This is a genomic window from Caballeronia sordidicola, from assembly GCF_000729995.1.
Classification (GTDB): domain Bacteria; phylum Pseudomonadota; class Gammaproteobacteria; order Burkholderiales; family Burkholderiaceae; genus Caballeronia; species Caballeronia sordidicola_A.
Window position 1 is genome coordinate 15,401 of the sequence record NZ_JNFG01000019.1, and the last position, 12,757, is coordinate 28,157.

At 60.6% G+C, this 12,757-nt stretch carries 10 protein-coding genes; 1 reads left to right on the forward strand and 9 read right to left on the reverse strand.

From position 1 onward, the window contains the following. Positions 1-14: 14 nt before the first annotated feature. The 9 genes from FH08_RS0118775 to FH08_RS0118815 all read right to left on the reverse strand — a co-directional run bounded on the left by FH08_RS0118775 (position 15) and on the right by FH08_RS0118815 (position 10,956). Positions 15-2,087 carry an ABC transporter ATP-binding protein gene (locus FH08_RS0118775; protein ID WP_031359815.1) on the reverse strand — a complete coding sequence of 691 codons (2,073 nt, stop codon included), beginning with the start codon at positions 2,085-2,087 and terminating at the stop codon, positions 15-17. After that, on the reverse strand, positions 2,084-2,947 hold the full coding sequence (locus FH08_RS0118780; RefSeq protein WP_031359816.1) for an ABC transporter permease: 864 nt from the start codon (positions 2,945-2,947) through the stop codon (positions 2,084-2,086). Before FH08_RS0118780 ends, FH08_RS0118775 begins: the two co-directional genes overlap by 4 nt. Further along, on the reverse strand, positions 2,944-3,975 hold the full coding sequence (locus FH08_RS0118785) for an ABC transporter permease (protein WP_031359817.1): 1,032 nt from the start codon (positions 3,973-3,975) through the stop codon (positions 2,944-2,946). The genes FH08_RS0118780 and FH08_RS0118785 overlap by 4 nt, the downstream gene beginning before the upstream one ends. A 51-nt stretch (positions 3,976-4,026) precedes the next feature. After that, positions 4,027-5,661 carry an ABC transporter substrate-binding protein gene (locus FH08_RS0118790; protein ID WP_031359818.1) on the reverse strand — a complete coding sequence of 545 codons (1,635 nt, stop codon included), beginning with the start codon at positions 5,659-5,661 and terminating at the stop codon, positions 4,027-4,029. A 320-nt stretch (positions 5,662-5,981) separates the two neighbouring features. Continuing rightward, positions 5,982-6,470: a cupin domain-containing protein gene (locus FH08_RS0118795; RefSeq protein ID WP_031359819.1), complete on the reverse strand. Its 489-nt coding sequence runs from the start codon at positions 6,468-6,470 to the stop codon at positions 5,982-5,984. A 146-nt stretch (positions 6,471-6,616) separates the two neighbouring features. Further along, positions 6,617-8,722, reverse strand: a complete 2,106-nt coding sequence (fusA, locus tag FH08_RS0118800; RefSeq protein ID WP_031359820.1) for an elongation factor G — start codon at positions 8,720-8,722, stop codon at positions 6,617-6,619. A gap of 348 nt (positions 8,723-9,070) precedes the next feature. After that, positions 9,071-9,523, reverse strand: a complete 453-nt coding sequence (locus FH08_RS0118805) for a DUF192 domain-containing protein (protein ID WP_081889512.1) — start codon at positions 9,521-9,523, stop codon at positions 9,071-9,073. Positions 9,524-9,853: 330 nt separating this feature from the next. Beyond that, the gene (locus tag FH08_RS0118810; protein WP_031359822.1) at positions 9,854-10,048 is read right to left on the reverse strand and encodes a hypothetical protein; all 195 of its coding nucleotides are present in this window, start codon (positions 10,046-10,048) and stop codon (positions 9,854-9,856) included. Positions 10,049-10,377: 329 nt separating this feature from the next. Further along, a complete protein-coding gene (locus tag FH08_RS0118815; protein WP_031359823.1) occupies positions 10,378-10,956 on the reverse strand; it encodes a pseudouridine synthase in 579 nt (192 codons plus the stop codon). Positions 10,957-11,380: 424 nt separating this feature from the next. Between FH08_RS0118815 and icd the strand changes: the two genes are divergently transcribed. Next, positions 11,381-12,634, forward strand: coding sequence for an NADP-dependent isocitrate dehydrogenase (gene icd, locus FH08_RS0118820; RefSeq protein ID WP_031359824.1), 1,254 nt, complete (start codon positions 11,381-11,383; stop codon positions 12,632-12,634). Positions 12,635-12,757 lie beyond the last annotated feature (123 nt).

Sequence of the window (12,757 nt, forward strand, 5' to 3'; positions counted from 1 at the left end):
TTTTGCGCGCCGGCTTACTCAGGCTTTTGCAAGCGCCTCAGTTCGGCCACGGGAATGTGGCATCGAATCCTGTGTCCATCGGCGGCGTGGGCGTAGGGCGGCTCCTCCTGCTCGCAGACCGCTCCAATCTTGCGCGGACACCGGGTATGGAACACACATCCCGACGGCGGGTTCGCGGCGCTCGGCAACTCACCTGATAGGCGGATGCGCTCGCGCGCTTGCGGTTCATCGCCAATTGCCGGAATCGATGACAACAACGCTTCGGTATAAGGATGATGCGGTCCGTCGAAGACGTCCGTTGCGCGGCCAATCTCCATCAGCCGGCCGAGATACAGCACCGCAATACGATCGGACAAATAACGCACCACGTGCAGGTCGTGCGAGATAAATACGTAACTCACACCGCGTTCGCGCTGCAGGTCGGCAAGCAGATTCAGGATGGCGGCTTGCACGGAGACATCGAGTGCGGACGTCGGCTCGTCGCAGACCACCACGCGCGGATCACCGGCGAACGCACGCGCGATCGCCACGCGCTGTTTCAACCCGCCCGACAACTGCCGCGTGCGCGAGCTTAGGTAGCGTTCGGGCAAGCGCACGGCGGCAGTCAGCGATTGCAGTCGCGCTTCCTTCGCCGCGCCACGCAACGCGCCGAGTTTCGACAACGACCGTGCGATCAGCCGACGCACCGAGTGCGCCCGGTTCAACGCGGAATCCGGATTCTGGAACACGATCTGCAGCGACTTGACCTGCTCGTCATTGCGGTTCGTCACGCGTGCGGGCAGAGCGGCGCCGTCGAGTTCTATGGAGCCGCCCGCATCCGGCGAGAGCAAGCCCAGCAACAGCTTTGCGAGTGTCGTCTTGCCGCTGCCGGACTCGCCGACCAGCCCGAGCGTTTCACCCAGCGCCAGTTCAAGCGATACATCGTGCACGGCCCGCAGTGATTCGCCGCCGACATGAAACGTCTTCGATAAATTCGCCGCGCGCAACGCAACCGGTGCATCTGTCCGGTCGATAGCCGTGCTCAGGACCTCCGGCGTCGCGCGCGGCAAATCGATCGCACGTTCGTGATAATGGCAGCGCGCCATCTGGTCGCCATGCGCGGCCGATACCCGATACGGCGGCGGCGCGTCACGATGGCAACGGTCATCGGCGAGCTTGCAGCGCTGTGCATAGATACACCCCTGCGTCACCGATCCCGGCAGAGGCAGTGAACCGGGGATGGTGTCGAGCCGGCCCGTGTCCTTGGCTCGACCCGTGGTAGGCAGACAGCGCAGCAGGCCCACCGTGTACGGATGCCGCGGCCGCGCGAATACATCGCGTGTGGTGCCTTCTTCGACCAGCTTTCCCGCATACAACACGCCGACGCGATCGCACATCCGTCCGATCACCGCCAGGTTGTGGCTGATGAAAAGCACCGCTGTGCCAAGCTCTTCGCGCAGTTGCGCGATCAGATCGAGCACCTCGGCTTCCACCGTGGCGTCGAGCCCGGTAGTGGGTTCATCGAGGATCAGCAACTCCGGGTTGCACGCGAGCGCCATCGCGATGACCACGCGCTGCTGCATACCGCCCGACAATTGATGTGGATAACTATCCATCACGCGCTCGGGCGACGAGATCCGCACGCGCCGCAAGATGTCGATGGTGTGTTCCAGCGCTTCATTCACCGACGCGCCCGCGAGCTCGAACGCTTCGGACACCTGCCGCGCGATAGTGAGCGACGGATTCAACGCGCGGCCCGGGTCCTGATAAACCATCGATACCGCGTTGGCGCGCATGTGCCGCAACGTGTCGGCGTTCATCGAAGCGATGTCGTGGCCGGCGATCGAAATCTTCCCCGACTTCACGCGGCCGTTGCGCGGCAGATAACGCAATATGGCGAGTGCGGCGGTCGACTTTCCACAGCCCGATTCGCCGACCAGCCCGTACGCCTCGCCGCGTTTTACCCGCAGCGATATATCCTGCAGCACTTCGCGGTCACGCCCGCGCGAGCGGTACGCGACCGTCAGGCCGACCAGGGTCAGTGCGTCGGTGTCGGCGCTCTTCGAGCCATCGAAGATGGGGAAGGCCGATGGCGGCGGTCCGTTCATCGATCGAGCACTCCCTGTATGCCATCGGCGACGAGGTTCACGCCCACGACCAGCGAGGCGATAGCGGCGGCGTCGAAGACGACGGTCCACCATGCGCCGCCCGCCATCAGCGTGTAGCACTCGGAGAGGGCGAGGCCCCAGTCGGCCGACGGCGGCTGGATGCCGAAGCCGAGGAACGACAGCGTGGCAACCGCGAAAATGGCGTAACCGAGCCGCACGGTGGCTTCCACGATGATCGGTTGCAGCACGTTCGGCAGGATCTCCGCGAACATGATGTAGAACGCGTTTTCGCCGCGCAATTGCGCAGCCAGCACATAGTCCAGATTGCGCTCGGCGAACACGGCCGCGCGCACGGTGCGCGCGGTGATCGGCGTGAAGGTGATGCCGATCACCAGGATTACGGTGACGTTGCTCGCGCCGACCGCAGCAAGAGCAAGCAATGCGACGATCACCAGCGGCAGCGCGAGCACCGCGTCGATCAGCCGGCCGATCACGTTGTCGACCCATCCATCGAAATAACCGACGATCAAGCCGACCGCCGTCCCGGCTAGTGTTCCAAGCAGGGTCGCAAGCGGCGCAATGGTCAGAATGTCGCGAGAGCCAACGATCACGCGCGCGAACACATCGCGGCCGAGTTGATCGGTACCGAACCAATGCGTGGCGTCGGGCGGGGTGAGAGAGTTCAACGGATCGGTCGCGTACGGGTCCTGTGGCACGACCCAATGTCCGAAGAGCGCGCACGCGACCCAGAACAACAGGATCAGCATGCCGACCACGAACGTGGGTGACCGCAGCAAGGCCTTGCCGCGTTCAAAACGCGGCGCCTTGTGCGGCACGGGCGCAACGGTTGCAGTGCTCATTGCGCGTTCCTCACCCGCAAGCGCGGATTCAGCACCACATACAACGCATCCGCGATCAGGTTAGCCGCCGTATAGATCACGCCGATGGTCAGCACACCGGCTTCGAGCATGGGGAAGTCCTTGCCTTTGGCGGCGTTATAAATGAGCGAGCCAATGCCCTGGTAGTGAAACAGCGTTTCCACGACCACCAGGCCGCCGATCATATAGCCGAGTTGCGTGGCGGCGACGGTGACGGTCGGCAGCAGCGCATTGCGCAGCACGTGACGCATGATCACTACGCGGCGCGGCAGGCCCTTGAGGATCGCGGTGCGCGTGTAGTCGGCATCGAGCGCTTCGACGGTTCCGGCGCGCGCCATTCGTGCGATGTAACCGAAGAACACCAGCACCAGCGGCAACACGGGCAGGATCAGATGCTGCAACTGAATGAACACGTTCGACCCGGGTGGAAACGTCGCTTCAATCGGCAGCCATTGCAGCCAGATACCGAACACGAGAATCAGCACGATGGACGAGACGAACTCCGGCACCACCGTCGCCGATAACCCCGCAATGCTGATCGTCCGGTCGATCCAGCGGCCCTCGTGCAGCGCGGCATACACGCCACCGGCAATGCCGAGCGGCACGACAACGATAAACGCCAGCGCGCCGAGCTTGGCGGAGTTCAGCAACGCGTCGCCTATGAACGGCGCCACCGGCGCGCGATACGAATACGACTGACCCATGTCACCGCGCACAAAGTGGCTGATCCAGCCGGCGTACTGCGTGAACAAAGGCCGGTCGACACCCAGTTGATGATTGAGCGCGGCGACTGCCCGGGCGTCGGCCAGCGGCCCGAGGATTGCGCGGCCGACATCGCCGGGAAGCAACTGGCCGCCCGCGAACACGATCACCGACAACAGCCACAACGTGATGATCGCGAGCAACAGCCGCACGCCGATAAACCGCGCAATGCGCGCGGCGCTTCCGGCGTGGCTGCGTGAGCTAATTTTCGGCGCGCCCGGCGCGGCGGGAGGATAGACCGTGTTCATTTTCGGAGCGTCCTCGGGTCAGGCTTCAATGCGCGAGACTCAAAGAACCGGCTACGCGCCGATAGTCGCGCGTTGGAAATACAACTGCGAAATGGCATTGAAGCGCACGCCTTTCACGTTCGCCCGCGTGACGATCAGTTGATCATAGAAATAGGGAATCACAACCGGGGTTTCATCGAGCAGCAAGGTCTGGATCTGGCCCGAGAGTTTCTTCTGCGATGCCACGTCGAGCGCCGCCACGAAATCCGCCACCAGCTTGTCGTATTGCGGGTTCTTGAAATGCGCAGCGTTCCACGTGCCCTCGCTGGTCAGCGGTGCGTTGAGAAACACATTCGGCACGCCACGATGCCCGTAGTCCGTAATGCCGAGCGGGGAGTCGAGCCAGTCTGATTTGCCATACGTGCCTGCGCCGTAATACAGCTCCTGGCTTTCCACCTTCAGCGTGATGCGGATGCCGACCGCCTTCGCTGCGTTCTGGATCACCACCGCGAGATCGGGAATCTCCATGTACTTCTCGGTCGTGAGCGTGACGTCGAAACCGTTCGGCACGCCTGCCGACGCGAGCAATTGCTTCGCCTTCGCGACATCGAGCTTGCGCTGCGGCACCGACAAGTCGCTCGACGGAAACACCGGCGAGAACGGGCTGTCGTTACCGAGCGCGGCGTGACCCTTGAACAGCCCTTTCACCATCACGTCGCGATTCAACGCCAGCGCCAGCGCCTGGCGCACGCGCTTGTCCTTGAACGGACCGGTGTCGGTACGCATATGCATTTGCCGATGCGCGCTCGACTTCACACCCAGCACCTTGAACTCGGGGTTCGTCATCATGCTGACGCCACCCTGCACGGTGAAGTCGCTCATCACGTCGGCTTGCCGGCCTTGCAGCGCGAGCAGTTGCGACTGCTGGTCGGCGTAGAACGCGAACGTTACGCGCTCAGGCAGCGCTTTTTCGCCCCAGTAATCGGGATTGCGCACGAACGCCGCGCCCACTTTCGGCGTGTACGACTCGAACTTGAACGGGCCAGTGCCCGGGAACGCCTTCTCATACGTACCGCTGACATTCGCCGGAAGGATCACTGCGTTGTACGTATCCGATGAAACGTAGTAGGGGAAATTGCCGTTCGGCGCGTCGAGATGAAACTCGACCGTCATGTCGTCAATGACCTTCACCGACCCCTTCGACAACACCCCCTTCAGCACCGACAGCGCGGATGACCCGCTGGCCGGATCGGCGAGCCGGTTGAAAGTGGCGGCCACGTCCTTGGCGGTCATGGACTGACCGTCGTGGAACTTGACGTTCGGGCGTAGCTTGAACGTCCATATATCGCCCTTCTCGTTCGGCTTCCAGGAGAGCGCGAGGGAAGGGCGAAGCTTGAGCTCCTGACCGTCATCGTCGATAAGAAATTCGCCGGTCTGATTGATCAGCGCGAGGCCGGCGGCGTCGTTGACGGTGAGCGGATCGACCGCGCCCGCCGGCGTCAGGTGTGCCACGCGGATCGTACCGCCAGGTTTCCCGGCAGGCGTTTGCGCGCGTGCGTGCGGCATGCCGATCAAACCGCCCGCGGCCATCGACAAACCCAGCAGGCTCGCGTGCCGCAGCAACTCGCGTCGCGACAGCCGGCCGGCCTTGAATTCATCGATGGCATGATTGCCGAGTTCTCCCGCCGTTCCCCTCGACTGTTCCATCGCTGAATGGAAGGGGATGAGGGAGTCCAGATCGGTTGCGGTCTTTTTCATCGGGCTGTCCGGTTCAGGGTTCGGTTGTTGTTTTGACTCGACGATACTGCGCCACCCACGAGGGACAGCGGCAGCGACGGAATCGGATGCGCTTTCAGTTTAGCGGAGCAAATAGTGTTCGGATTCCTGACGCGCGTTTCACGTGCCAATTAATTGCCCGTGCTGTGGGACAGGCGCTACGTTGCGGAAAAGCTTGCTCAAAGCTTGTGGACGGAGCTTCAGGAGGGCGGTAGAAAATTCCGCACCTCATTTGATTTGTGCCCTAGTCTTCAATGCTGATGTGGATGTTTATGAATCGGATCTACCCAGAACACTTCTTCAGGCTCCTCCACCGCATCGATATTCAGATTCACCACCACCGCCTCGTTGTCGCTGCGCACGAGTACGCATTCGAGCGGTTCGTCGGTGAGCGCGTTGATTTCCTGATGCGGCACGTACGGCGGCACGAAGATGAAATCACCCGGTCCGGCTTCAGCGGTAAATTCCAGATGATTGCCCCACTTCATGCGCGCCTGGCCGCGCACGATGTAGATCACGCTTTCAAGCGCGCCGTGGTGATGCGCGCCGGTTTTCGCATTCGGATGGATCGTGACCGTGCCCGCCCAGATCTTCTGGGCGCCTACGCGTGCAGCGTTGATGGCGGCTGCGCGATTCATTCCGGGCGTCTGTGGGGTATTCGTATCGAGTTGATCGCCCTTGATCACCTTGACGCCGTTCTCGCGCCAGTCGGTGTGCTCGTGCTGATGTTCGTCGCTCATTGTCTTCGTCTCCGCCGATCCATGAAAAGGCTGCCGTCAATCTACGTCACAGTGACTCTGGCAAAAAGCAAAAAAGTCCGTTGCCGCCGGGAGGCAACAACGGACTTCTTTCATTCGCCCGATTCGATTTTCGAGCCTGACAACGTCTACTTGCTCTTCGAATTCACGATGGCTTCCGCGACGTTGTTCGGCGTCTCGGCGTAGTGCTTGAACTCCATCGTGTATGTGGCGCGGCCTTGGGTCAGCGAGCGCAGCGTGGTCGAGTAGCCGAACATTTCAGCCAGCGGCACCTCGGCGCGCACGATCTTGCCGCCGCCGCCCGCAATGTCTTCCATGCCCTGCACGATCCCGCGGCGTGACGACAAATCGCCCATCACGTTACCCATGAAATCCTCAGGCGTTTCCACTTCCACGGCCATCATCGGTTCGAGCAGCACCGGCTTGGCTTTCCTCATGCCGTCCTTGAACGCTATCGAGCCAGCCATGCGGAACGCGTTTTCGTTCGAGTCCACGTCGTGGTACGAACCGAAGGTCAGCGTCACCTTCACGTCCACCACCGGATACCCCGCCAGCACGCCGGCTTTCAGCGTTTCCTGAATACCCTTGTCGACCGCCGGAATGTATTCGCGCGGCACGACACCGCCCTTGATGGCATCGACGAATTCGTAACCCGTGCCCGGCTTTTGTGGCTCCAGTTTCAGCACCACGTGACCGTATTGACCGCGCCCGCCCGACTGCTTGACGAACTTGCCTTCAATATCTTCGACCGGAATGCGGATCGTCTCGCGATACGCAACTTGCGGTTTACCGACCGTCGCTTCGACGCCGAACTCACGCCGCATCCGGTCGACAAGAATTTCCAGATGCAGCTCGCCCATGCCTGAAATGATCGTCTGTCCGGATTCCTCGTCGGTCTGCACGCGAAACGACGGATCTTCCTGCGCCAGCCGGTTCAACGCGATACCCATCTTTTCCTGGTCGGGTTTCGTCTTCGGCTCGACGGCCTGGGAGATCACCGGTTCCGGGAAGATCATGCGTTCGAGGATGATCGGATGGGCCGGATCGCACAGCGTGTCGCCAGTCGTGGCTTCCTTCAAACCCACTGCCGCGGCAATATCGCCGGCGCGCACTTCCTTGATTTCCTGACGCTCGTTCGCGTGCATCTGGAGAATCCGGCCGAGCCGCTCCTTCTTCTCCTTGATCGCGTTGTAGACCGAGTCGCCGGAATTCACCACGCCCGAATACACACGGAAGAAGATCAACTGGCCGACAAACGGGTCCGTCATGATCTTGAACGCGAGCGCCGAGAACGGATCTTCATCGGTCGGATGACGTTCCGCGTGTTTGTCATACTCGTCCACGCCATTGATGGCGGGTATGTCCGCCGGCGACGGCAGATAGTCGATCACCGCGTCCAGCATGGCCTGCACGCCCTTGTTCTTGAATGCGCTGCCGCAGAACATGGGGACGATCTCGCTCCTGAGCGTGCGCGCGCGGATAGCGGCCTTGATTTCGTCTTCGCTGATCGGTTCACCGCCGATGTACTTGTCCATCAGCGCTTCATTCGCGTCCGCTGCAGCCTCGATCATCTTCTCGCGCCATTCTTTGGCGGTTGCGAGCAGGTTCGCAGGGATTTCCTGATATTCGAACAGCACGCCCTGGCTGGCTTCGTCCCAGATGATTGCTTTCATCTTGACCAGGTCGACCACGCCCTGGAAGTGTTCCTCAGCGCCCACGGGAATCTGCATGGGCACGGCGACGCCCTTCAGGCGCTCGCCGATCTGACGTTGCACGCGGAAAAAGTCGGCGCCCACGCGGTCCATCTTGTTGACGAACGCAATGCGCGGCACTTTGTATTTGTTGGCCTGGCGCCAGACCGTTTCGGATTGCGGCTGAACCCCGCCGACCGAGTCATAGACCATGCAGGCGCCGTCGAGCACGCGCATGGAGCGTTCCACTTCGATGGTGAAATCGACGTGTCCGGGCGTATCGATGATGTTGATCCGGTGTTCCGGATAATTCCCCGCCATGCCTTTCCAGAAGGCCGTGGTGGCGGCGGAGGTGATCGTGATGCCGCGCTCCTGTTCCTGCTCCATCCAGTCCATCGTGGCCGCGCCGTTGTGAACCTCACCAATTTTGTGATTCACACCGGTATAGAAAAGAATGCGTTCGGTGGTGGTGGTCTTGCCGGCATCGATATGAGCGCTGATACCAATATTCCGATAGCGGTCGATGGGAGTCTTGCGGGGCACTTGAACCTCCTGTTGATTGATTGGAGCTTTGTAGCCCGAACCGGGCACGATGGCCTGGCCGGCGGCTCCGGAGCGAAGCGCTGTCGTGCTTGGTGAGCGCTTCGCTGGTTTATCAGGATAGCGCGTCGAGAAGGTCTTTGCAGGATTCTTGCCAGCTCGGCGAAAAAGATGAATCTTTGGTGACGCGTGGGCGGTGTTCAGGGCGCCGTCGTGCGTTCCGCGCGCGTTCCGGAAACAAAAAGCCGGCGCGCGCAAAAAGCGGGCGGCCGGCTTTGGGCTCAAGCGACAAGGACTGGCGCCAGATGAGCGGGGCGTGATGACGCTAACCACCCCCGCCCGAGGCAAACGTTATTGCGCTGCGGGCAACCCCTTGATCTGCATGCCCGGCTGAATCCCTTTCGATGCAAACCAGCCCTTGCTCATTTCGAGTGCGTACACACCGTTATTGCGCGGGCAGTGGTTGTTTTCCGTCTCCGCCTGCATTTCGTCGATATCCGTGACCGTTCCGTCCGCGCGCATGAACGCGATCGACAGCGGGATCAGGGTGTTTTTCATCCAGAAACAGTGGACGGCCGTTTCATTGAAGACGAACAGCATGCCTTCATTGGGCTCGAGCTTCGTGCGATACATCAGGCCTTGTTCGCGATCGGCATCGTTCGCGGCAACGGCGGCGTCGATCACATACATGCCCGCGGTGAGTTTCGTGTGCGGGAAATCGGCGGGCTTTTTCGCACCGGCCGGCATTTCTCCGGGTGCCGCTGCCAGCGGTTGAGCGTGTGCGGCCAGCGGCGCGACTGCCATCAGCGAAACGAGCGGAACAGAGAACGCAACAAGCGTGCGGCGCACGAGACGCCCAAGATCAAACGATGAAACCGAACGGGGCGAGAGCCATGAAAGACGCACGGCGAAACTCCTGGTGAGATGAAGCCGGTTAGCTAAAGAATCAGTGAAGACTGGCGCATGTTACTTGAGCGGGCGCATGCCGACAAAAAGTGCGTGCGGATACAAGCCGCGGATATTTCAAAGACCCAAAGAAAAAGGCAGAAACCCTTGCGGGTGTCTGCCTTTCAATGCCGCTTTCGCGGCGGCACTGCTTGGTGTAGCGTCGCGTTACCGCGATCTATTACCAACTTACTCCGACGCGGCCGAAGCAGCAGCAGCCGAAGCTGCCTTCTTGTGCGTAGCCTTCTTGTGGGTCGACTTCTTGTGCGTTGCCTTGTGAGCGGTCGAAGCAGCTGCAGGAGCCGATGCTTCCGGGGCCGAAGCTTGTGCAAATGCAGCCGTTGCGAACAGGCCAGCGACGAGAGCAGCGATCAGTTTGTTCATGTTGTAAATCCTCAGCTTTAGTTTGATTTAACCTTGTGACCCGGTCGATGGAGTCATGACGGTAAACGAGCCATCCACCTTTTGGTTGACAGGGGAATCGAACAAAACTTCGATCCCGCTGCGAGCGCTTGAACCTTACATAAAGCCTTCGCATGCTGGCTGTGTGTTGCGGTCCTTCGCTAATGCCGGATGGCGGTTTTAAGGCATCTGCAGCGAATAACGCCGCATGCCGGAAGTCCGTTGACGTGTTTTTTCGGCAATCGAGCAGCGATGATTGTTTGCAAGACGAAATGAATTTGTAATGTCTGGGTTTGGATGAAACGTTACGCTTAAACGATGCCATTCCACGGCGCGCGCGGCGGCAGTTCGATCGATGCGCCCGGTGCCAGTCCGAGACTGAATATATCCAGCGCACCGATACCGACGCGCACCAGCCGCAGTGTTGGATATCCGACAGCTGCGGTCATTCGACGCACCTGCCGATTACGTCCCTCGCTGATCGACAGTTCGATCCAGGTGGTCGGAATAGCGGCGCGATATCGGATAGGCGGGTTACGTGGCCAAAGCTGGTCCACCCATTCCACCGGTTCAACCCGCTGCACGCCGCACGGCCGCGTCACGAAGTCACCCAGGTCCACGCCCGCGGCCAGATGCTCGAGAGCGGCCGTGCCGGGCGCTCCATCCACTTGTGCCCAATACCGTTTGACCAGCTTGTGACGCGGCTCGGCGATACGCGCCTGAAGCGCGCCATCGTCGGTGAGCAGCAGCAGGCCTTCGCTGTCGGTGTCCAGGCGGCCGGCCGGATAAACGCCGGGCGTCTTGACCCAAACGCCTAACGAAGGGTGCTTCTCGTGCGGCGAAAATTGACAGATCGTGCCGAACGGTTTGTTAAGAGCAAGCAGCGGCATGGCGGGGAATCAATGAGGAAACGCGCTAAGGAAACGAGGCTGCATTCAAGCGCAGCGCGGGAATCCGGCTATGGCGGATGACGCGATATTAATGCATAATCCGAAACACCAAGTCCCAAGTCTTATATAAGACATAAGACATGAATCGAGTAGCAGTCTGTCGCGGCCACAGTTGCAGCAACAGCATCAACGGGCGATCTTCGAACCGTGCTTGCATGCACTGTTTTGTTGCAATGCGGCGAAACGGGGGCAGGGCAGGCGGTCTGCACCGTGGGCTAGAATAACGTTCTGGTCGCCTCGGGCGCCGCGCCGGCATTGGCGCTGTTGGCCCGACCACCGTTCGCTCATCCGCTTTTCGCCGAATTTCCGAACGCAATCTGCGCATTTCTGTAGTTAGCTAGCCCAGCCATCTTTGGAGTCGACCATGCCGTATCAGCACATCAAGGTTCCGACGGGCGGTGACAAGATCACCGTTAATGCGGATTACTCGCTCAACGTTTCCGACCAGCCGATCATCCCTTTTATCGAAGGCGATGGTACGGGTCTGGACATCACGCCGGTGATGATCAAGGTCGTGGACGCAGCCGTGGAAAAAGCCTATGCAGGCAAGAAGAAGATCCACTGGATGGAAATCTTCGCGGGCGAGAAGGCCACCAAGGTGTACGGCCCGGACGTCTGGCTGCCGGATGAAACGCTCGACGTGCTGAAGGAATATGTCGTCTCCATCAAAGGGCCGCTTACCACGCCGGTTGGCGGCGGCATCCGTTCGCTGAACGTCGCGCTGCGCCAGCAACTCGACCTGTATGTCTGCCTGCGCCCGGTGCAGTATTTCAAGGGTGTGCCGTCGCCGGTGCGCGAGCCGGAAAAGGTCAACATGATCATCTTCCGCGAGAACTCGGAAGACATCTACGCAGGCATCGAATGGGCGGCCGAGTCGGAAGAGGCGAAGAAGGTCATCAAATTCCTGCGTGAAGAAATGGGCGTGACGAAGATCCGCTTCCCGGACACGTCGGGTATCGGTGTCAAGCCGGTGTCGCGTGAAGGCACGGAGCGCCTGGTTCGCAAGGCGATCCAGTATGCCATCGACCACAATCGCAACACCGTCACGCTCGTGCACAAGGGCAACATCATGAAATACACGGAAGGTGCGTTCCGTGATTTCGGTTATGCGCTCGCGCAGAAGGAGTTCGGCGCGGAACTCATCGACGGCGGCCCGTGGATGAAGATCAAGAGCCCGAAGGGCGGAGACATCGTGCTGAAGGACGTGATTGCAGATGCGTTCCTCCAGCAGATCCTGCTGCGCCCGGCTGAATACGACGTGATCGCCACGCTGAACCTGAACGGCGATTATGTGTCGGACGCGCTCGCCGCTCAGGTTGGCGGTATTGGCATTGCGCCGGGCGCGAACATGTCGGATTCGGTGGCCATGTTCGAAGCGACGCACGGCACTGCGCCGAAATACGCGGGCAAGGACTACGTAAATCCGGGGTCGGAAATCCTGTCGGCGGAAATGATGCTGCGCCATCTCGGCTGGACTGAAGCGGCGGACATCATCATCAAGTCGATGGAAGCGTCGATTCTGAAAAAGCGCGTGACATATGACTTCGCGCGTTTGATGGAAGGCGCGACGCAGGTTTCATGCTCGGGCTTCGGGCAGGTGCTGATCGACAATATGTAAGTTCGGCGAAGCTTCAAGGAACGCCCCGGTGCGAGTACTCGCACCGGGGCTTTTTTCATGGGGAGTGCGAGCGCGATTGGGGCCATTCCGCACAGCTCTGTCAAAAGTTGTCGCAAGCGAGTG